Consider the following 20842-nt stretch of genomic DNA (forward strand, 5'->3'; position numbering starts at 1 on the left):
CTATTCCTGCTCTGGGTCACGCAAGTAATACCCTACTCCACGTCTAGTGACAATTAAAGTAGGATGACTTGGATTATCTTCAATTTTTTCACGTAAACGACGTACTGTTACGTCTACTGTACGAACATCTCCAAAATAGTCGTAACCCCAAACTGTTTGTAATAAATGTTCACGTGTCATAACTTGTCCTAAATGTTTAGCTAAATAATGTAGTAATTCAAATTCACGATGTGTAAGCTCAATATTTTCTTCACGCTTTGTTACACTATAGGCATTTGGGTTAATAACAATTGGACCAATAACCATTTCCGTATTTTCTTCTTTTTCCGCAGCACCACCTTGTTGATGGCGACGTAAGTTCGCCTTCACGCGAGCCAGTAATTCCCTCGTGCTAAATGGCTTCGTTACATAATCATCTGCCCCAAGCTCAAGCCCTAATACTTTATCAATTTCAGAATCTTTTGCTGTAAGCATAATAATTGGCATTTCTGAGCTTTTACGTATTTCACGGCAAACCTCTAAGCCATCTTTACCTGGTAGCATAATATCTAATAAAACCATATCTGGCTGTTCTTCATTCGCTTTTTCAATCGCTTCATCACCATCATGCGCCATTACAATTTCAAAACCTTCTTTTTCTAGATTGAACTTCAAAATATCCGCAATCGGCTTTTCATCATCAACTACTAAAATTTTCTTTCCCATCATCGTCTATTTCCTCCTTATAAAAATATGGTCAATATCCCTAAACACATTGATGTCTACATAGTATGTCCCTATATGACCGCATCTTTTGCTTAAGTACTTCTCCTCTATTCTCACAGACTCATGTATGATCCACTTTTACACGGAATCCTATACGATCTATAGAAAAACCTCTAGCTTCAACTGCTAGAGGCTCCTCATTCTATTTTAAAATAACTACTCACTTTTGTAAAATTACACAAATAAAAAGGATATTAAGTGGGCCCACTTAATATCCTGAGAGTGGCTCGGGACGGAATCGAACCGCCGACACGAGGATTTTCAGTCCTCTGCTCTACCGACTGAGCTACCGAGCCAAAACTATATATAAAACCACTAATGGTGGTATAAACAAAAGTGGCGGTCCCGACCGGGGTCGAACCGGCGATCTCCTGCGTGACAGGCAGGCATGTTAACCACTACACCACGGGACCAAAAATGAACATAAAAAAACATGACCCGTACGGGATTCGAACCCGTGTTACCGCCGTGAAAGGGCGGTGTCTTAACCACTTGACCAACGGGCCACGAAAAATAAAATGGTGAGCCATGAAGGACTCGAACCTTCGACCCTCTGATTAAAAGTCAGATGCTCTACCAACTGAGCTAATGGCTCATACTCACCAACGTCATATTTTCGTGACGACAAGATGTATCATAACATATTATCTTTTATTTTTGCAATACCTTTTTTCATTTTTTTATAAAAGATAAGAAAAAACTCATGCGGACATGAGTTTTTTCGGAAAAAAATATCAATTAAGCTTCGTATACGTTACGAACGATATTTGTTTGGTTACGATCTGGTCCAACTGAGAACATAGATAATTGAATTCCTGTTAGCTCAGAAACACGCTCTACGTATTTTCGTGCATTTTCAGGAAGCTCATCTAATGATTTTACACCAGTAATATCTTCTGTCCAACCTGGAAGCTCTTCGTATACAGGCTCACATTTCGCTAAAATGTTTAAGTTTGCTGGAACTTCATCGATAACTTCACCATTGTATTTGTAAGCAACACAAATTTTAAGAGTTGGAATACCTGTTAGGACATCGATAGAATTTAATGATAAATCCGTTAAACCACTAACACGACGTGCATGTCTTACAACAACGCTATCGAACCAACCTACACGGCGAGGACGACCAGTTGTTGTTCCATACTCACGACCAACCTCACGAATTTGATGACCGATTTCATCATGAAGTTCAGTAGGGAATGGACCATCACCAACGCGGCTTGTATATGCTTTACATACACCTACAACGCGAGTAACTTTCGCAGGACCAACTCCAGTTCCCACTGTTACACCACCAGCAATTGGGTTAGAAGATGTAACGAACGGGTACGTACCGTGGTCGATATCAAGCATAACACCTTGTGCACCTTCAAATAACACACGACGATTATCATCTAATACATCATTTAATACAACAGATGTATCACATACATATTGCGCGATTTGTTGACCGTACTCGAAGTACTCTTCAAAGATTTCTTCTACACTGAAACCTTCTGTATCATACATTTTTTCAAACAAGCGATTTTTTTCTACTAAATTGCGCTCAAGCTTCTCTTTAAATGCTTCACGGTCTAAAAGGTCAGCCATACGGATACCGATACGAGCAGCTTTATCCATATATGCAGGACCGATACCTTTTTTCGTTGTACCGATTTTGTTATCACCTTTACTTGCTTCTTCTAACTCATCTTGTTTTAAGTGATAAGGTAAAATAACGTGCGCACGGTTACTCACGCGTAAATTATCAGTACTTACACCACGATCGTGTAAGTATTTTAACTCTTCAAGTAATGCTTTCGGATCTACTACTAAGCCGTTTCCGATTACACAAATTTTCTCTTTATAGAAAATACCAGATGGGATTAAGTGTAATTTATATTTAACTCCGCCGAAAACAATTGTATGTCCCGCGTTATTTCCACCTTGATATCTTGCAACTACTTCCGCATGCTCAGAAAGAAAGTCAGTAATTTTACCTTTTCCTTCATCGCCCCATTGTGTTCCTACAACTACTACTGAAGACATTATTCAAGCACCTCCGCAATTTTCAAACGATCTATTCAAACAATATAATTGTACCAAAACCGAAAGAGAAGTCAACCAAAAAGCGAACATTTTTTTATTAAAAAACATTTTCGTTCGTAAGAAATATATATTTCCCTCGTGAAAGCCTTATCTTTCCTATAAAAAAAAAGAAACACATCTTATTATAAGAAATGTGTTTCTTTTTTATACTGCTTTTATGCAGGCGGCGCATGTCCATCCTCAAAGCGACGTTCTAAGTTTACGAACTTATTGAACTCTTTAACAAACGCAAGCTCTACTGAGCCTACCGGACCGTTACGCTGCTTTGCAATAATAATCTCAATTGTATTTTTGTTTTCTGTTTCACGATCATAGTAATCCTCACGATATAGGAAGGCTACAATATCAGCATCCTGCTCGATACTTCCCGATTCACGAATATCAGACATCATCGGACGTTTATCTTGGCGAGATTCTACACCACGAGATAACTGTGACAAGGCAATAACAGGCACTTGCAATTCACGTGCAATCCCTTTTAGTGTACGTGAAATCTCAGATACTTCCTGCTGACGATTCTCTCCGGATTTCCCGCTTCCTTGAATAAGCTGTAAGTAGTCAATCAAGATCATACCAAGACCCTGTTCTTGTTTTAATCTACGACATTTCGCTCGAATCTCATTTACTTTAATCCCTGGCGTATCATCAATATAGATACCAGCATTAGAAAGACTACCCATTGCCATCGTTAATTTCGCCCAATCATCAGAAGTTAATGATCCGGTACGAAGTCTTTGTGCATCAATATTCCCTTCTGCACAAAGCATACGCATAACAAGCTGATCAGCACCCATCTCTAGACTAAAAATCGCTACATTTTCATCCGTTTTCGTCGCTACGTTTTGTGCGATATTTAATGAAAATGCCGTTTTCCCTACCGATGGACGTGCTGCCACGATGATTAAATCATTTCGCTGGAAACCTGCCGTCATCTTATCTAATTCAGTAAACCCAGTTGGTATCCCAGTAACTTCACCTTTTTGATTATGCAAAAGTTCGATTTTATCGTAAGCATCTACGAGAACGTCTTTAATATTTTGGAATGCTTTAGCATTCGTTTGATGAGATACCTCTAATATTTTTTTCTCAGCCTCATTTAAAAGGCCATCCACATCATCTTCTCTCTCATACCCATCAGACACGATATGAGTCGCTGTTCGAATTAAACGACGTAACAGCGCTTTTTCAGCGATGATTCGTGCATAATACTCTACGTTAGCAGCAGTCGGAACAACTTCTGCTAATTCTGCTAAGTAAGAAACCCCACCAACTTCTTCTAGTAATCCTTGGTCGGCCATCGCCGACGTCATCATTACTAAGTCAATTGGCTCTCCCTTATCAGATAACCCAAGCATGACTTCAAAAATCTTTTGATGTTTCGTTCGATAAAATGAATCAGGTACTAATAGTTCCGATGCTGACGTTAACGCATCCTGATCAATCAATATAGCACCTAAGACTGCCTGCTCAGCTTCTATATTATGCGGAGGGGTACGATCAGCCATTACATCACTCATGCGCAATCCTCCTTGCTTAACTTATTTTTATTGTTCACTAACATGAACTTTTACTGTTGCTGTTACTTGCGGATGCAATTTCACAGTAACGTTTGTATAGCCTAATGCACGAATTGCATCATCCATTTCAAATTTACGCTTATCAAGTTTAATCTTGTGTGATTTTTGCATCGCATCTACGATTTGTTTACTTGTAATTGAACCGAATAGACGGCCACCTTCTCCAGATTTAGCCTTTAATTCTACAGTTAATTTCTCTAACGTTTCTTTTAATTGTTTTGCACTTTCAAGCTCTGCTGCTGCATCTTTTTCTTCTTTGCGCTTTTGAGCTTCTAACGTTTTCATACTGCTGTTTGTCGCTTCAGCAGCTAAACCTTGTTTTAGTAAGAAGTTATTTGCATAACCATCCGGTACGTTTTTCACTTCTCCTTTTTTACCTTTACCTTTTACGTCTTTTAGAAAAATTACTTTCATGATTGTGTGCCTCCCTGTAAATAGTCATCAATAACAAATTGAAGCTTCTCCTCAGCTTCATCTACTGTAACATTTTTCATTTGTGTGGCTGCATTCGTCAAATGCCCGCCACCGCCTAAATTTTCCATAACTAGCTGCACGTTCACTTCACCTAAAGACCTGCCGCTAATCCCAATGAAATTCTCTCCACGTTTCGCGATAACAAATGATGCGATAATACCCGTCATTGTTAATAGCGTGTCCGCTGATTGCGCAATAAGCACTTGGTCGTAGTAATCATCACTATCAACTTTTGCAATTGCAATTCCATTTTTATAAATGTACGCATTTTTAATAGCTTTTGCAACTCGTAAATACTGATCCATATCTTCTTTTAACAATTCTTGTACAAGTACAGTGTCTGCACCATGTGAGCGTAAATAAGAAGCTGCATCAAACGTACGAGCACCCGTCCGGAATGTAAAGCTTTTCGTATCAACAATAATCCCCGCTAACAACGCTGTTGCTTCTAACATCGTCATCTTTAAATTTTTCGGTTGATATTCAAGTAGTTCTGTAACAAGTTCTGCCGTCGAAGAAGCATATGGTTCCATGTAAACAAGCAATGGATCTTCAATAAAGTCTTCTCCTCGGCGGTGATGGTCAATAACCACTACACTCTCAATTTTATGTAACAGTTTTTCCTCCATCACCATGGAAGGTTTATGCGTATCAACAACAACAAGTAAGGAATCATCATTTGCAATTTCCATCGCTTGTACTGGTGTAATAAAATGAGACCATAACTCTTCATTTTGTTTCACTTTATCCATCAAACGCTTAATTCCCTTATCCGAATCATTTTCATCTAACACAATATATCCTTTACGCTCATTTAATTGAGCTACCTTTAAAATACCAATTGCAGCGCCAATCGCATCCATATCAGGAGCTCTATGCCCCATTATAATGACATTACTACTTTCTAATACTAAATCCTTTAATGCATGCGAAATAACTCTAGCACGTACACGAGTACGTTTTTCAACCGGATTTGTCTTACCGCCATAAAATTTAACTTTACCTGTTGCTTGTTTAATGGCTACTTGATCTCCACCGCGGCCAAGCGCAAGGTCTAAACCAGATTGAGCCATTGCTCCAAGCTCTGATAAAGGTAAATCACCTGATCCGACACCTACACTTAATGTAAGGGGAATATTCCTTTTTGATGTTTCTTCACGCACCTGATCTAAAATGCTAAATTTCCCTTTCTCCATTTGTGCTAAAATACTTTCATTTAGTACAACGAAGAATCTTTCAGAAGATGCACGTTTTAAATACGCCCCATACTTAAGGGCCCATTCATTTAATCTGGATGTCACAAGACTTGTTATATTCGTACGTAATTGATCATCTAACCCTTGTGTAACCTCATCATAATTATCTAAATAAATGACAGCCAACACAGTACGTTGATCCTCATACATCTTTTCGATCTCTGTTTGTTCCGTTACATCAAAGAAATAAATTAATTTTTCTTCTTTTCTTACAAAAACACGGAACTTTCGATTATTCAAAGAGACTATATCATCAGATGTTTCTCCCTTAATAAAAAGAAGTAACGTTTCTGATACATCGTAAAGGTGCCATCCAGCTAATGCATGTTGCCCCAGACATGAAGATAAATAAGGATTTGCCCAATCAATCCCATAATCCTTATTGTATAACAAAATACCAATAGGCATTTGGTTAAACGCTTCATTACTCACTTTCTTTACCCTTGTAATCATATCTGTCGTATGCTTTTCGAAATTCCTTTGAAAGGTAAGCTCAAAGCGCACAACAACAAAAAGTACGATACAAAAAACAAAAAAGGCAGCTATCCCCATAATCAAATGAAAGTAACAGAGGATCGAAATGAGCACAAACACAAAAAATGCCAATACATAAACAGGATATAAAAACCACTGTTTCTTATAAAATTCAGGCATGTATACAACTCCTATAAAGTAAAACTAACTTACCTTCCAGTTAGTTCAACAGATTAAAATAGTATAAGGAATATTATTTTATTCCCCTATTTTAGAACGCAATGAAATCCCTAAATCAATTATACCTAAGATTGTCACAAGAGGAAACAGCATCGGGATAAACATGCAGACAATAAAACTAATAATAGGAATCCCTTTAGTAAAACCTTTTTTATGCGCTAAAAAAGTGATAAATGTCAAACCTTGCAATACGAGTAGCAGCGCAAATATGACATATAGATTAGAAAATGCCATATGTAAATATGATGTTGGTTCTACTTTTATAAAAGTTGCTAACAAAATAAATATAACGTAATACCAGACAATGCTCTTTGGCAATTGTATATCTTTAAATTTAGGCCAAGGTGTAACGTCATACTTTAATTTTCTCAAAACACTACCTGATAATATTAAGGTGATCCAAGAAAAACATACAGAAACTAGCACAAGTATACTCGGAAATAGCGTTTGTAATATATCACTCATTTGTGCAAATAACTCTTTTTGTTCCTTACTAACTGGCATACCAGCAGCACTTACTATCTTTTCACTTTGCGCCATACTTTCACTAATCATATTTTGCATTTGCTTCATTATATTTATGTCGAAAAACTTTATACTTCCAACATAAATAAGCATCATACCAATTAAATATGTAAGTGTTCCAGCTATCAATATCTCCACTGGTTTTTTTTCTTTTTTATACATATATCCTAATGCAATACCTATTAGTCCAAACATCACTGTCTTTACGAGACTAATCGGCTGACTCACAATAACTGTAATAAAAAGTGCCGCTACAAAAATTACGAGCACATTAGATAGTTTATGCCTTATTGTTAATAATATAAACGGTAACGGCAATGCAAATATTGCAACTGTACCTAAAATCGGAACATACATAGATATAAGCAATAAAATTGCATATATCGCCAATAATGCCGCACCTTCAGTAATAAATTTCGTACTTTTCATCATCTAACCTCTCTTTCAAAAAAGAAAAGCATAGCAAAATGCACAGTAGAGTCCGACTCTACTGTGCATTTCATACGCTATTATTCACCAACATATGGTAAAAGTGCCATTTGACGAGCACGTTTAATTGCAACTGTAAGTTTGCGTTGGTATTTTGCGCTTGTTCCTGTTACACGACGAGGTAAAATTTTACCACGCTCAGAAACGAAACGTTTTAATAAATCAACATCTTTATAATCGATGCGAGTGATGCCGTTAGCTGTGAAGAAACACACCTTACGACGTTTCGCACGTCCACCTTTGCGTCCTGCCATATCTATTTCCCTCCATTCTTTGTTAAAACTAACAAATTTACTGTATTAGAACGGTAAATCGTCGTCGGAAATGTCGATCGGTTGACCTACATTTGAAAATGGATCGTCATTCTTCGTAAATCCAGAATTACCAGTGTTACCTGAGTTACCCGGATTACTAGATTGACCAAATGGGTTAGAGCTTTGGTTACCGAAACCAGCTCCTGATGGTTGCTGATTGAATGAACCGCGTTGCTCCCCACCGCCATTACGCGGCTCTAAAAATTGTACGCTCTCCGCAAGAACTTCTGTTACATATACACGTTTACCGTCTTGTCCATCGTAATTACGAGTTTGAAGACGTCCATCTACGCCTGCTAAGCTACCTTTTTTCAAATAATTTGCTACGTTTTCTGCTTGTTTACGCCATATTACACAATTAATAAAGTCAGCTTCACGCTCACCTTGTTGATTCGCAAATGCGCGATTCACAGCTAACGTAAAAGTAGCTACTGCAACACCATTGGGCGTGTAACGTAAGTCAGGGTCCTTAGTTAAACGACCAACGAGGATAACACGATTCATCAATCGAACCACTCTCCCTATATATCAATTATTTTTCTTCTTCTTTAACAACGATATGACGAAGGATGTCTTCGTTGATCTTAGCTAAACGGTCGAATTCGTTAATCGCTTCTGCGTTAGATTTCACGTTTAAGATCATGTAGAAACCTTCACGTAAGTCGTTGATTTCGTAAGCTAAACGACGCTTACCCCACTCTTTCGTGTTAATGATTTCTGCACCATTGTTTGTTAAAACACCTGCAAAACGTTCAACTAAAGCTTTTTGAGCTTCTTCTTCAACGCCAGGACGAATGATGTACATAATTTCGTACTTTCTCATTACACTTTCACCTCCTTTTGGTCTAAACGGCCCGTAATGGGCAAGGAGCAATTAATTTATAGTAATTACTCACGAGTTTAGATTATATCATAGTAAGTTATATGAATCAACTCACCAATACATAAAAAACTTGGCAAACACATAATATATTTGCCAAGCTCATATCTTTATTTTTCCTAGGAAATATTAAATTAAACGTTGAAACGGAAGTGCATAACATCTCCGTCTTTTACGATATACTCTTTTCCTTCTAGACGTACTTTACCAGCTTCTTTTGCAGCTGTCATAGAACCATTTGTCATTAGGTCATCATAAGAAACCGTTTCTGCACGAATAAATCCACGCTCAAAGTCTGTATGAATTACACCAGCACATTGTGGTGCTTTCATACCTTGTTTAAACGTCCACGCACGTACTTCTTGTACACCAGCTGTGAAATAAGTAGCAAGGCCTAATAAATCGTATGCAGCACGAATTAATTGATCTAAACCAGATTCTTCAATGCCTAGTTCTTCAAGAAATACTTTTTTCTCTTCCTCATCTAACTCAGCAATTTCTGATTCGATTTTCGCACATACAACGATTACTTGAGAATTTTCATTTGCAGCAAATTCTTTTACCATTTGTACATACTTGTTTTCAGAAGGGTCGATAATATCGTCCTCACTTACGTTTGCTACGTATAACATTTCTTTCGTTGTCAGTAAATGAAGACCTTTAACAATCTTCATTTGCTCTTCTGTAAATTCAACAGTACGAGCTGGTTTTCCCTCTTCAAACGCTTCTTTTAAACGCACTAAAATTTCATGCTCATATACTGCTTCTTTATCTTTTTGTCTTGCTAACTTTGCAACACGCTCAATACGTTTATCAACAGATTCTAAATCCGCTAAGATTAGCTCTAAGTTAATTGTTTCAATATCATCGATTGGATCTACTTTCCCTGAAACGTGCGTAATATTTTCATCTTCAAAACAACGAACAACTTGACAAATTGCGTCCACTTGACGAATGTGAGATAAAAATTTATTTCCTAAACCTTCACCTTTACTAGCACCTTTTACGATACCTGCGATATCAGTAAACTCAAATACAGTCGGAACAGTCTTTTTCGGTTCTACTAATTCCGTTAATTTATTTAAACGCTCATCTGGCACCTCTACAATCCCTACGTTTGGATCAATTGTACAGAATGGATAGTTCGCAGATTCTGCTCCTGCTTGTGTAATTGCATTAAATAAAGTTGACTTCCCTACGTTAGGTAATCCAACAATCCCAGCCGTTAATCCCATATTTTTCACTCCTATGTCTCAATCTTTCATCATTATAGATAGTAACGAAAAAAATGACAAGTTTCCTCAAAACGAAAAAAGTAACAGCCGCCTACTGCAACTGCTACTCTCCCTCTATTCTTCATGCTTCACAAGTATTTTTTTCACCTTACGATCAAACTCTCTTCGAGGAATCATTACCGAATGGTCACATCCCTCGCACTTAATGCGGATATCCATTCCCATACGAATAATCTTCCAACGATTCTCACCACAAGGATGGGCTTTCTTCATTTCCACAACATCATACAAGTTATACTGCTTTTGCTCCACTCTCCAAATCCCCTCTCCATACTAGATTGCTTTTTCGCTAACCAATTCTTCACGATTATATAAAACCATACGTGGATATGGAATTTCAATTCCATGTAAATCAAGACGATTTTTAATCTCTTTACGAAGAGCTCTTGCGATAACTGCATGTTGCATTGGCTCTACTTCAGCAATGACGCGTAATATAACTTCTGATGCCGCTAATGTTTGTACACCTAACAATTGAGGCGTTGTTACCATCTTCTCGTACTTTGCAGGTAATTCTACTAATAAATCTTCAATAACTTGCTCTGCCTTTGCAATGTCGGCCTCATAAGAAATAGATACATCAACAAATGCCACACTGTTACTTACTGAGAAGTTAGTAACTTGAATGATACTTCCGTTTGGTAAGGTATGAATTTCACCTGTCCAACTCTTTATTTTTGTTGTGCGAAGTCCAATTTCTAAAACGACTCCTTCAAATTGACCGATTCTAACATAGTCTCCAACTGAAAACTGGTCTTCTAGCAAGATAAATAATCCTGTAATGACATCTTTCACTAAACTTTGAGCACCGAATCCGACTGCTAAACCAATTACCCCAGCACCCGCTAATAGACCTGATGCATTAATATCAAACACGCCTAAAATCGCAATTAACATAATGAACATAACAACGTATGCCACAATATTTTCAAGTAACTTCGCTACTGTAACTGTACGACGTTCTGAAATTTGAATTGGCGAACGACTTCCCATACGAAATGCATTTCGTACAATCGCTCTTGCAATTCGCACAACGACTGCACCAAGTATTAAAATAACGACTATTTTTAGTGATTTCACACCTATATTCGTCCAATCAATGGACTCAAACCATTTCAACGCTAAATCCATGTACCTCTACCTCTCCAGCTAAAATTTCTTTTTAGTTATCCTTCTTATTGTATCAGAACTCTCTCTAGTTTCTGAAAAAAATTTATGACTTTAATTCCATTTGTTAACTTCCATGCAGGTATAAAATGGAGCGAATATATATATACTAGTACTATTATTTCCGTTTTTATTTGGATTTCACAAAAAGTATGCACTTATAGTATGCCAATTCATTCACTATATAACATATTTTGAAAATTTATTAAAAGGATGGATGCTTCATGAATATTGGAAGTTTTCGCTTACCTTTTTTTGAAAAGGAAACTCAAAATGTTATGCATCAAGACTTAGAGGCCCCCGAGACGATCAGTAACTTCTTACTTTCCCACATCCCTATTAAAACGAATATACCACTTACTCTCGTTTGTATCGGAACAGATCGTTCCACTGGCGATGCGCTAGGTCCTTTAGTTGGCTCCAAACTAGAACAAATAGAAATCAAAAACTTCCAAGTGTTTGGCACGCTAGATGAACCCATACATGCGTTAAATTTAGAAGAAAAAATTCAGAATATACAGAAAAATAATCCTACTTCATTTATCATTGCTGTTGACGCGTGTTTAGGAAAATCCCAAAGTATCGGTTCAATCACTACCGGAAAGGGCCCTAGTAAGCCTGGGGCTGCTATGAATAAGAACTTACCTGCAGTTGGCGATTTGCATATACACGGCATCGTAAATTTAAATGGTTTCATGGAATTTTTCGTACTTCAAAATACAAGGTTAAGTTTAGTTATGAAAATGGCTGATGTCATCGCGCAAAGCATAAAGGAAACGGATCAGAAATTATCTGTATTAAAAAAAGCAAACCATCTATAAATAATAAGATGGTTTGCTTTTTAATTTTCCTGTGATAACAATTCTAAAATACGATTTAAATCTTCTTTATTAAAAAATTCAATTTCAATCTTACCTTTTTCTTTTTTCGTTTCTTTAATTTTCACTTCTGTGCCAAACTTTTCTCTTAAGAACGTTTCGCGTTCTACAAAAAATATATTTTTCTCTTTCTTCACTGGTTTTGTTTCACGTGAAACGCTTTGGTTAATCTCCTGAACAATTTTCTCTAATTGACGGACATTTAATCCTTCTTTTTCGATTCGTTTCAATAAAGATTTCAATTGCTCTTCATCTTTTATTGTAAGTAAAGTTCTCCCATGAGCCATTGAAAGTTGACCATTTGCAATCATATCTTGCACAAACGAAGGGAGGCTTAATAAACGAGTATAATTTGCAATATACGGCCTGCTTTTACCAAGACGTTTTGCTAATTGTTCTTGCGTTACATTCAGCTCATTCATTAACATCTGATATGCCATTGCTTCTTCCATAGGATTTAAATCTTCTCGTTGCAAGTTTTCTAGCAATGCAAACTCCATCATTTGCTGCTCATTTAATTGCCTTACAACTGCAGGTACTTTTTCGAGCCCAGCCTCTTTGGCAGCACGATACCTTCTTTCACCTGCAACGATTTCATACCCTTTAATACTCTTTCTAGCAATTAACGGTTGTAATATGCCGTGTTCTTTAATAGAAGTCGCTAATTCCTGAATCGCTTCTTTATTAAAGTATTTACGTGGTTGATATGGATTCGGCCTTAATTCAGTTACTATAATCTCCTGAATTGTTTCTTCTTCTTTCACATCTAAATCAGGAAAAAACACATTAATTCCTCTTCCTAATCCTTTAGCCACCTGCAATCACTTCCTCTGCTAAATCTATATACACTTCTGCTCCTCTTGATTTAGCGTCATACTGCATAATCGGTTTCCCATGACTTGGTGCCTCACTTAAGCGCACATTACGGGGAATAATTGAACGGTATACTTTATCTCTAAAATATTTTTTCACTTCATCTATCACTTGAATCCCTAAATTGGTACGGGCATCTAACATTGTTAGCAATACACCTTGAATTGCTAGATTTTTATTTAAGTGCTTTTGCACAAGTCGAACTGTATTTAATAGCTGACTTAATCCTTCTAGTGCGTAATATTCGCATTGAACAGGAATAATAACAGAATCTGCTGCTGTTAATGCGTTAATCGTTAATAACCCTAAGGACGGTGGACAGTCGATAATAATATAATCATATTCATCACGAACTGGCTGTAATGCCCTTTGCAAACGTACTTCCCGGGAAATAGTCGGTACCAATTCAATTTCAGCACCTGCTAATTGAATTGTAGCGGGTAGAACATCTAAGTTTTCAGTTGCGGTTTTCCGTATAACCCCTTGAACATCTACATCTTCCACAAGAACGTTGTAAATACATTGATCTAATTCGGATTTTTCAATTCCCACACCAGTCGTTGCATTTCCTTGCGCATCAATATCTACAAGAAGGACCTTTTTACCTGCTTGCGCCAATCCAGCCCCTAAATTAACAGATGTTGTTGTTTTCCCAACACCACCTTTTTGATTGGCAATAGCAATGATTTTTCCCATGATGTCACCTACTTTCAACCTTTCTATCTTATTCTAGTAATAATTACGTTTATTGTAACATGAAATAAAAGTTTTTCTTTTACGTCCTTATTAAACTTCAAAATTTATTTCTAAACTCCTTCTTCATTTAACAAGAAAATATAGCAAAAGAGACCTCTCCGATAGGATAAGGTCTCTAACACACCACTATTATTTCTTTTTTGGAATTTTAATTGTAATTTGATAGTATTCATCAAATTCTTCTTCCTCAGAATTGACATTTAAACCACTGTCAGCAACCATTTGTAATGACTGCCTAATTGTATTCATGGCAATTCTCGTATCTCGACTTACTGCTTTTTGCTTTGCCTTACGCTTCGGTTTTGCTTCCTCTAACAATTTCGCAATTCGTTCTTCTGTTTGTTTTACATTCAGTTGTTTCTCCACAATTTCCTGTAAAACCTTCAGTTGTAATTCCTCATTTTTTAAAGGAATAAGGGCGCGGGCATGTCGTTCTGTAATACTCTTTTCTAATAATGCATTTTTTATTTCTTCAGGCAACTTTAACAATCGCAACTTATTTGCGATTGTAGATTGTCCTTTTCCAAGTCGTTGTGCCAATGCTTCTTGTGTTAAATTATGTAACTCAATTAGCTTTTGATATGCCACAGCTTCCTCGATCGCTGTTAGTTCCTCACGTTGCAAGTTTTCAATTAGAGCTACAGAAGCCGTCTCTGTATCATTTAAGTTTTTAATAATAGCAGGGACCTTTTCCCAACCTAATTTTGTTGCCGCACGGAAACGTCTTTCTCCAGCAATAATCTCGTACTTATCATCCTCATATTGCCTCACAACAATCGGTTGAATAAGTCCATGTGTGCGAATTGTTAACGCTAACTCATCAATACGCGCATCGTCAAAAACAGTTCGTGGTTGATAACGGTTAGGAGTAATATTCACTATCGGAATTTCTTGTATTTCTTCATATACCTTTTTATCTATTTCTTCATGGCTTTCGTCTTGTAATTCGAATTCGCTCTCTTTATCTCCAAAGCCAAATAAACGAGAAAACGTATTTTTCATACATATTCCACCACCTTTTAGGCCTATTGACTGTTCTCCATAAAATGTTTCCTATGAAACATTTACGTTTTCATTTATATAATTTAATCTTACGTCTAATAAGATTTATTTTTCAATAGGTAATTTATTGGGTGTTCCCGGTTTGCGTGGATATTTCTTTGGTGTCTTGCGCTTTTTCTCGATTAATAAAATATTACGTTCACTTTCTTCAAACGGTAATTGGAATGTAGACATTTCTTTTAAATTCCCGCCCAGCACCTCTAAAGCATACTTGCCATTTTCAATTTCTTCATTCGCCGCTGCACCTTTCATGGCAATGAATGTTCCTCCAACTTTTACAAGTGGTAAACATAGCTCACTTAATACAGAAAGACGTGCAACTGCCCGCGCCATTACAATATCGTATGATTCACGTACATCTTCTTTTTTCCCAAATGTTTCAGCACGATCGTGACAAAATGCAACATCACTTAATTCTAATTTTTGTGCTAAGTGATTTAAGAAATTAATACGTTTTTGCAATGAATCTACAATTGTTACTTTTAAGTGCGGGAAACAGATTTTCAAAGGGATACTTGGGAATCCAGCTCCTGCGCCAACATCACAAATTGAGAATGGTTTTGAAAAATCATAATAAAAAGCAGCTGTAATAGAATCAAAAAAGTGTTTTAAATATACTTCTTCTTTCTCTGTAATAGCCGTTAAGTTCATTTTTTCATTCCACTCTACTAATGTTTCAAAGTAGATTTCGAACTGCTCTAACTGTCTAGAAGAGAGGGTAATACCCTTCTCTTCTAGCATAGATTGAAATTGTTCTATGTTCATCTAACAATATCTCCTTACTATTTATTGGTTCGATACTCGCGCAATTTTTCCTTGTTCAATATACACAAGTAAAATGGAAATATCCGCTGGATTTACGCCAGAAATACGTGAAGCCTGCCCCATTGAAAGCGGACGAACATCTTTCAATTTCTGTCTAGCTTCTGAAGCAAGGCTAGAAATCGCATCATAATCAATATCCTCAGGGATTTTTTTATTTTCCATTTTCTTCATACGCTCTACTTGCTGTAAAGATTTTTCGATATATCCTTCGTACTTAATCTGAATTTCAACTTGTTCTGTAACTTCATCACTTAATTCTACTTCACTTGGTACTAAAAGGTGAATATGCTCATATGTCATCTCTGGACGACGTAACAAGTCACTTGCACGTATTCCATCTTTCAATTCACTTCCACCAATATTGCGAATTAATTCTTGAACTTCAGGACGTGGTTTAATAATAATGCTGCTTAAACGTTCCTTTTCCTGTTCAATTTGTAATTTTTTATTTGTAAATCGCTCATAACGCTCGTCTTTAATTAATCCAATTTCACGACCAACTTCAGTTAAACGAAGATCCGCATTATCGTGGCGTAATAATAGACGATATTCTGCACGAGACGTTAATAAACGATATGGTTCATTTGTACCTTTCGTTACAAGATCATCAATTAAGACACCAATATAAGCATCCTCGCGACCTAAAATAACTTCTTTTTTACCTAAAGAACGACATGCTGCATTAATTCCGGCCATAATTCCTTGTCCTGCCGCCTCTTCGTAACCAGAAGTTCCGTTAATTTGTCCTGCTGTATATAAATTTTTAATTTTTTTCGTTTCAAGTGTTGGCCATAGTTGTGTTGGCACGATTGCATCATATTCAATTGCATAACCTGTACGCATCATTTCAACATTTTCTAGACCAGGAATTGTTCTAAGCATATCACGCTGTACATCTTCTGGTAAGCTTGTGGATAAACCTTGTACATATACTTCTTGTGTATTACGTCCTTCTGGCTCTAAGAAAATTTGATGACGTGGCTTATCATTAAATCTTACTACTTTGTCTTCAATTGAAGGACAATATCTAGGTCCTGTTCCTTTAATCATACCAGAATACATAGCTGAACGATGTAGGTTTTCATCTATTAAACGATGTGTTTCCGTACTTGTATACGTCAACCAACATGGAATTTGATCCATAATAAATTTTGTCGTTTCAAAAGAGAAAGCTCGTGGTTTATCATCACCTGGTTGAATTTCTGTTTTACTGTAGTCAATCGTATTACTGTTCACACGTGGAGGTGTACCTGTTTTAAATCTAACAAGATCAAATCCAAGCTCCTCTAAATGTTCTGATAAAGTAATAGATGGTTGTTGATTATTCGGACCGCTCGAGTATTTCAAATCCCCCATAATAATCTCACCGCGTAAAAACGTTCCAGTCGTAATTACAACGGTTTTCGCTGTATATTCAGCACCAGCTTGCGTAATTACCCCTTTACATTTACCATCTTCAACGATTAAACGTTCTACCATTCCTTGGGATAACGTTAAGTTCGGTGTCTCTTCAATCGTTTTCTTTAATTCATGCTGGTAAGAGAACTTATCTGCTTGTGCTCGAAGTGCGCGCACAGCTGGTCCTTTACCTGTATTTAACATACGCATTTGAATATGCGTTTTATCAATGTTGCGTCCCATTTCTCCGCCTAATGCATCAATTTCACGAACAACAATCCCTTTTGCTGGTCCACCAACAGAAGGGTTACATGGCATAAACGCTACCATATCTAAGTTAATTGTTAACATTAATGTTTTGGAGCCCATTCGTGCTGCCGCAAGACCAGCTTCACATCCTGCATGACCTGCACCGATTACTATGACATCGTATGAACCGGCATTGTATCCCATTGTTTATTCCTCCTAATAATCTCTATCTTTCTAAAACATCTTTATATTATTTTCCTAAACAAAATTGAGAGAACAACTGGTCAATTAAGCTTTCATGAACGGTATCACCAGTAATTTCACCAAGTATTTCCCACGTTCTTGTTAAATCAATTTGTACCATATCAATTGGAACACCATTTTCTATCGCCTCAATTGCATCTCCAATTGTTTTTCCTGCTTGTGTTAATAATCCAATATGTCTCGCGTTAGAAACGTATGTCATATCCGCAGAATCAATTGTTCCTTCAAAGAATAACTCAGCTATTGCCTTTTCAAGCTCATCTATTCCTTGTTCCTCAATTAACGACGTTGTAATAACACGATTTCCCGCTGACAACTCTGTAACACGTTCCATATCAATTGCTTGCGGTAAATCTGTCTTATTTACAATAACAATGAAATCTTTTCCTTGTACGGCACGGAATAGATCTTCATCTTCACTCGTTAAAGCTTCGCTATAATTGACTACAACTAACACTAAATCAGCTTGGCTCATCATTTCTTTTGAACGCTCTACACCAATTCTTTCAACAACATCTTCTGTTTCACGAATTCCGGCTGTATCTATAAGTTTAAGTGGTACACCACGCACATTAACGTACTCTTCAATAACATCACGAGTTGTTCCTGCAATATCAGTTACAATTGCTTTTTTCTCCTGAACGAGACTATTTAATAGCGATGACTTTCCAACGTTAGGTCTACCAATGATTGCAGTAGCAATACCTTCACGTAAAATCTTTCCTTGCTTCGATGTTTCTAAGATTTTTGCAATTTCAGTACGAACATACGTCGCTTTCTCAATTAAAATATTATGTGTCATTTCTTCCACATCATCATATTCTGGGTAATCTATATTTACCTCAACATGAGCTAATGTTTCTAATATTTCTTGACGCAAACGGCCGATTAATTTAGATAATCGTCCTTCCATTTGATTAATTGCTACATTCATCGCACGATCTGTTTTTGCACGGATTAGGTCCATAACAGCTTCTGCTTGTGATAAATCAATACGACCATTTAAAAAAGCTCGTTTTGTAAATTCACCAGGCTCTGCTAGTCGCACTCCTTGTGCTAAAATAAGTTGCAATACTTTGTTTACCGAAACAAGTCCACCGTGACAGTTAATTTCTACTATATTTTCACGTGTAAAAGTCCTTGGTGCACGCATAATAGACACCATAACTTCTTCAATCACCTGATTTGTATCTAAATCAACGATATGACCATAATGAATTGTGTGAGAAGGAACTTCTGTTAAATCCTTCCCTTTAAAAATACGATTCACTTTCTCAACCGCATCATCCCCACTTACTCGAACAATGGCAATTGCACCCTCTCCAAGAGCTGTGGAAATCGCGGCAATTGTATCAAATTCCATGTCCTTTCACCTCATTTGCTTATTTATCTCTATCTCAACATGATTATTTTCTTCACTAAATTATTAGGATACCATAACGAACCTATCTACAAAAGAATAATAACTCATTTTATTATGTCCTCATGTAAAAAACACTAAACTTATTCACAGTGGATAAGTTTAGTGTTTTTTAGTTATCCACAGCTATTTTCTCCTCAAAAAAACCGGCACTCATTTGAGTAACCGGTCATTTGGAAGATATTACAACATGCCGATGTGGTTCATTTCCTTCAGAAGTTGTATTAATACCTTGATGATTCGATAATGCTTGATGAATAATTTTTCGTTCAAAAGATGGCATTGGCTCTAAAACAACCCTTTTTTTCGTATTAGACACTTGTTTTGCTAATCGATAAGAAAGCGATTCTAACGTACTTTTTCTTTTACTACGATAATTTTCAGCATCCAGTGTAATACCAATATACTGCTTCGTATGACGATTCGCGACAAGTTTTGTTAAATACTGTAAAGAATTCAACGTATTACCTCTTTTTCCAATTAAAACACCTACATTATCACCAGAAATTGTAAATTCAACTTCGCGTCCTTTTACAATTTTACTAATCTCAACTTCCACACCCATATTGCGAATAACATTTTTTAAATATTCTTCACATTCTTGAATTGGATCTGTCTTCAATACAACTTCTACTACTGCAGGACGATTCCCAAATAAACCTAAGAATCCTTTTTTACCCTCATCGATAATTTTTATATCTACTCGGTCTTTTGAAACATTTAATTGCCTTAAAGCATCTTGTACTGCCAGCTCGACTGTTTGTCCTTTAGCAGTAATTATACTCACTTGCTTGATCCCTCTGCCTTACTAGCCTTAATTTCCGGCCCTTTGATCAAGTACATTTGAGCGATACCAAAGATATTACCAACAACCCAGTAAAGTGATAATGCAGCTGGGAAGTTAATTGCAAAGATTAAAATCATGATTGGCATTAACCAAATCATCATTGCCATTTGCGGATTTTGGCCAGCAGTTCCTGCCATAGCAAGCTTTTGCTGAATAAATGTCGTAATTGCCGCAACAATCGGTAAGATATAGTATGGATCTGCCTGTCCTAAGTCGAACCATAAGAATGTATGCTTACTAATTTCTGATGTTCTCATAATCGCATGATAAAACGCGAATAAAATAGGCATCTGAACAAATATTGGTAAACATCCTGCTAATGGATTCACACCATTTTTTTGATATAACTGCATCATTTCTTGTTGTAATTTTTGCTGTGTTGCTTGATCTTTAGAGCTATATTTCTCTTTTAACTTCACCATTTCTGGTTGTAACGCTTGCATTGCCTTCGTACTCTTCGTTTGTTTAATCATTAATGGTAATAATGCAAAACGAATAATAAGAGTTGTAACCACGATTGCTAAACCGTAATTATTACCAAATAAGTTTGCAAAATACGTGATTAACTGAGAAAGCGGATATACGAAATATTCATTCCAAATTCCAGTGCTTTTCGGTGTAATCGGCTGATTCGTTTCACTACAGCCAGTAGCAATTGCCATTAATGCAATAACCATGGCTAGTAAACCTATTTTCTTTTTCAAAGCCTGCTCCTCCTTGTTTCGG

General features: G+C 36.7%; 21 protein-coding genes and 4 tRNA genes. 1 reads left to right on the top strand and 24 read right to left on the bottom strand.

Going from position 1 to position 20842, the window contains the following annotated elements:
• From walR to DN410_RS19385, 16 genes are all read right to left on the bottom strand, one after another.
• A complete protein-coding gene (walR, locus tag DN410_RS19310; protein ID WP_000971865.1) occupies nt 1-708 on the bottom strand; it encodes a cell wall metabolism DNA-binding response regulator WalR in 708 nt (235 codons plus the stop codon).
• A 280-nt stretch (nt 709-988) separates the two neighbouring features.
• Nucleotides 989-1061, bottom strand: a tRNA-Phe gene (locus DN410_RS19315).
• Between the two features lie 41 nt (nt 1062-1102).
• Nucleotides 1103-1178, bottom strand: a tRNA-Asp gene (locus DN410_RS19320).
• Nucleotides 1179-1199: 21 nt separating this feature from the next.
• A tRNA-Glu gene (locus DN410_RS19325) sits at nt 1200-1271 on the bottom strand.
• A gap of 13 nt (nt 1272-1284) precedes the next feature.
• Nucleotides 1285-1360 (bottom strand) — tRNA-Lys (locus tag DN410_RS19330).
• Between the two features lie 143 nt (nt 1361-1503).
• Nucleotides 1504-2793 (bottom strand): adenylosuccinate synthase, encoded by a 1290-nt coding sequence (locus DN410_RS19335; RefSeq protein ID WP_000100235.1) that lies wholly within the window; start codon nt 2791-2793, stop codon nt 1504-1506.
• Between the two features lie 215 nt (nt 2794-3008).
• Nucleotides 3009-4370: a replicative DNA helicase gene (gene dnaB / locus DN410_RS19340; RefSeq protein ID WP_001286244.1), complete on the bottom strand. Its 1362-nt coding sequence runs from the start codon at nt 4368-4370 to the stop codon at nt 3009-3011.
• 27 nt (nt 4371-4397) lie between these two features.
• On the bottom strand, nt 4398-4844 hold the full coding sequence (gene rplI / locus DN410_RS19345) for a 50S ribosomal protein L9 (protein ID WP_000864235.1): 447 nt from the start codon (nt 4842-4844) through the stop codon (nt 4398-4400).
• A complete protein-coding gene (locus DN410_RS19350; protein WP_149177681.1) occupies nt 4841-6814 on the bottom strand; it encodes a DHH family phosphoesterase in 1974 nt (657 codons plus the stop codon). The genes rplI and DN410_RS19350 overlap by 4 nt, the downstream gene beginning before the upstream one ends.
• A 78-nt stretch (nt 6815-6892) precedes the next feature.
• Nucleotides 6893-7828, bottom strand: coding sequence for a YybS family protein (locus DN410_RS19355; protein WP_149177682.1), 936 nt, complete (start codon nt 7826-7828; stop codon nt 6893-6895).
• Nucleotides 7829-7908: 80 nt separating this feature from the next.
• Complete coding sequence (gene rpsR / locus DN410_RS19360; protein WP_000918873.1) at nt 7909-8142, bottom strand: 30S ribosomal protein S18; 234 nt, start codon at nt 8140-8142, stop codon at nt 7909-7911.
• A gap of 45 nt (nt 8143-8187) precedes the next feature.
• A complete protein-coding gene (gene ssb / locus DN410_RS19365; protein ID WP_002113227.1) occupies nt 8188-8709 on the bottom strand; it encodes a single-stranded DNA-binding protein in 522 nt (173 codons plus the stop codon).
• A gap of 25 nt (nt 8710-8734) precedes the next feature.
• On the bottom strand, nt 8735-9025 hold the full coding sequence (gene rpsF, locus DN410_RS19370) for a 30S ribosomal protein S6 (protein WP_001233778.1): 291 nt from the start codon (nt 9023-9025) through the stop codon (nt 8735-8737).
• Between the two features lie 191 nt (nt 9026-9216).
• Nucleotides 9217-10317 (bottom strand): redox-regulated ATPase YchF, encoded by a 1101-nt coding sequence (gene ychF / locus DN410_RS19375; protein ID WP_000524657.1) that lies wholly within the window; start codon nt 10315-10317, stop codon nt 9217-9219.
• Between the two features lie 114 nt (nt 10318-10431).
• On the bottom strand, nt 10432-10629 hold the full coding sequence (locus DN410_RS19380; protein ID WP_000436051.1) for a DUF951 domain-containing protein: 198 nt from the start codon (nt 10627-10629) through the stop codon (nt 10432-10434).
• Nucleotides 10630-10650: 21 nt separating this feature from the next.
• Nucleotides 10651-11508 carry a mechanosensitive ion channel family protein gene (locus DN410_RS19385; protein ID WP_149177683.1) on the bottom strand — a complete coding sequence of 286 codons (858 nt, stop codon included), beginning with the start codon at nt 11506-11508 and terminating at the stop codon, nt 10651-10653.
• Nucleotides 11509-11768: 260 nt separating this feature from the next.
• On the opposite strand from DN410_RS19385, the gene yyaC reads away from it, so the two are divergent.
• Nucleotides 11769-12365 (top strand): spore protease YyaC, encoded by a 597-nt coding sequence (yyaC, locus tag DN410_RS19390; RefSeq protein ID WP_149177684.1) that lies wholly within the window; start codon nt 11769-11771, stop codon nt 12363-12365.
• Nucleotides 12366-12385: 20 nt separating this feature from the next.
• Here the strand turns inward: yyaC and spo0J are convergent, their stop codons facing one another.
• The 8 genes from spo0J to spoIIIJ form a co-directional block, all read right to left on the bottom strand.
• On the bottom strand, nt 12386-13237 hold the full coding sequence (gene spo0J, locus DN410_RS19395; protein WP_179958628.1) for a stage 0 sporulation protein Spo0J: 852 nt from the start codon (nt 13235-13237) through the stop codon (nt 12386-12388).
• The gene (gene soj / locus DN410_RS19400; RefSeq protein WP_149177686.1) at nt 13230-13991 is read right to left on the bottom strand and encodes a sporulation initiation inhibitor protein Soj; all 762 of its coding nucleotides are present in this window, start codon (nt 13989-13991) and stop codon (nt 13230-13232) included. Before soj ends, spo0J begins: the two co-directional genes overlap by 8 nt.
• Nucleotides 13992-14180: 189 nt before the next feature.
• A complete protein-coding gene (gene noc / locus DN410_RS19405; protein ID WP_149177687.1) occupies nt 14181-15053 on the bottom strand; it encodes a nucleoid occlusion protein in 873 nt (290 codons plus the stop codon).
• Nucleotides 15054-15158: 105 nt separating this feature from the next.
• Nucleotides 15159-15878, bottom strand: coding sequence for a 16S rRNA (guanine(527)-N(7))-methyltransferase RsmG (rsmG, locus tag DN410_RS19410; protein ID WP_087983492.1), 720 nt, complete (start codon nt 15876-15878; stop codon nt 15159-15161).
• A 21-nt stretch (nt 15879-15899) separates the two neighbouring features.
• Nucleotides 15900-17789, bottom strand: a complete 1890-nt coding sequence (gene mnmG, locus DN410_RS19415; protein ID WP_149177688.1) for a tRNA uridine-5-carboxymethylaminomethyl(34) synthesis enzyme MnmG — start codon at nt 17787-17789, stop codon at nt 15900-15902.
• A 46-nt stretch (nt 17790-17835) separates the two neighbouring features.
• On the bottom strand, nt 17836-19212 hold the full coding sequence (gene mnmE / locus DN410_RS19420; RefSeq protein WP_149177689.1) for a tRNA uridine-5-carboxymethylaminomethyl(34) synthesis GTPase MnmE: 1377 nt from the start codon (nt 19210-19212) through the stop codon (nt 17836-17838).
• A gap of 226 nt (nt 19213-19438) precedes the next feature.
• Complete coding sequence (jag, locus tag DN410_RS19425) at nt 19439-20056, bottom strand: RNA-binding cell elongation regulator Jag/EloR (protein ID WP_149177690.1); 618 nt, start codon at nt 20054-20056, stop codon at nt 19439-19441.
• A complete protein-coding gene (gene spoIIIJ / locus DN410_RS19430) occupies nt 20053-20820 on the bottom strand; it encodes a YidC family membrane integrase SpoIIIJ (RefSeq protein WP_149177691.1) in 768 nt (255 codons plus the stop codon). The genes jag and spoIIIJ overlap by 4 nt, the downstream gene beginning before the upstream one ends.
• Nucleotides 20821-20842 lie beyond the last annotated feature (22 nt).

Origin of the sequence: Bacillus sp. SH5-2 (assembly GCF_008368905.1) — a bacterium.
GTDB lineage: Bacteria > Bacillota > Bacilli > Bacillales > Bacillaceae_G > Bacillus_A > Bacillus_A luti.

Excerpts from the sequence above, each read along its gene's own strand:
- walR (WP_000971865.1), bottom strand. The coding sequence starts at position 708 with ATGATGGGAAAGAAAATTTTAGTAGTTGATGATGAAAAGCCGATTGCG.
- DN410_RS19335 (WP_000100235.1), bottom strand. The coding sequence starts at position 2,793 with ATGTCTTCAGTAGTAGTTGTAGGAACACAATGGGGCGATGAAGGAAAA.
- dnaB (WP_001286244.1), bottom strand. The coding sequence starts at position 4,370 with ATGAGTGATGTAATGGCTGATCGTACCCCTCCGCATAATATAGAAGCT.
- rplI (WP_000864235.1), bottom strand. The coding sequence starts at position 4,844 with ATGAAAGTAATTTTTCTAAAAGACGTAAAAGGTAAAGGTAAAAAAGGA.
- DN410_RS19350 (WP_149177681.1), bottom strand. The coding sequence starts at position 6,814 with ATGCCTGAATTTTATAAGAAACAGTGGTTTTTATATCCTGTTTATGTA.
- DN410_RS19355 (WP_149177682.1), bottom strand. The coding sequence starts at position 7,828 with ATGAAAAGTACGAAATTTATTACTGAAGGTGCGGCATTATTGGCGATA.
- rpsR (WP_000918873.1), bottom strand. The coding sequence starts at position 8,142 with ATGGCAGGACGCAAAGGTGGACGTGCGAAACGTCGTAAGGTGTGTTTC.
- rpsF (WP_001233778.1), bottom strand. The coding sequence starts at position 9,025 with ATGAGAAAGTACGAAATTATGTACATCATTCGTCCTGGCGTTGAAGAA.
- ychF (WP_000524657.1), bottom strand. The coding sequence starts at position 10,317 with ATGGGATTAACGGCTGGGATTGTTGGATTACCTAACGTAGGGAAGTCA.
- DN410_RS19385 (WP_149177683.1), bottom strand. The coding sequence starts at position 11,508 with ATGGATTTAGCGTTGAAATGGTTTGAGTCCATTGATTGGACGAATATA.
- yyaC (WP_149177684.1), top strand. The coding sequence starts at position 11,769 with ATGAATATTGGAAGTTTTCGCTTACCTTTTTTTGAAAAGGAAACTCAA.
- soj (WP_149177686.1), bottom strand. The coding sequence starts at position 13,991 with ATGGGAAAAATCATTGCTATTGCCAATCAAAAAGGTGGTGTTGGGAAA.
- noc (WP_149177687.1), bottom strand. The coding sequence starts at position 15,053 with ATGAAAAATACGTTTTCTCGTTTATTTGGCTTTGGAGATAAAGAGAGC.
- rsmG (WP_087983492.1), bottom strand. The coding sequence starts at position 15,878 with ATGAACATAGAACAATTTCAATCTATGCTAGAAGAGAAGGGTATTACC.
- mnmG (WP_149177688.1), bottom strand. The coding sequence starts at position 17,789 with ATGGGATACAATGCCGGTTCATACGATGTCATAGTAATCGGTGCAGGT.
- mnmE (WP_149177689.1), bottom strand. The coding sequence starts at position 19,212 with ATGGAATTTGATACAATTGCCGCGATTTCCACAGCTCTTGGAGAGGGT.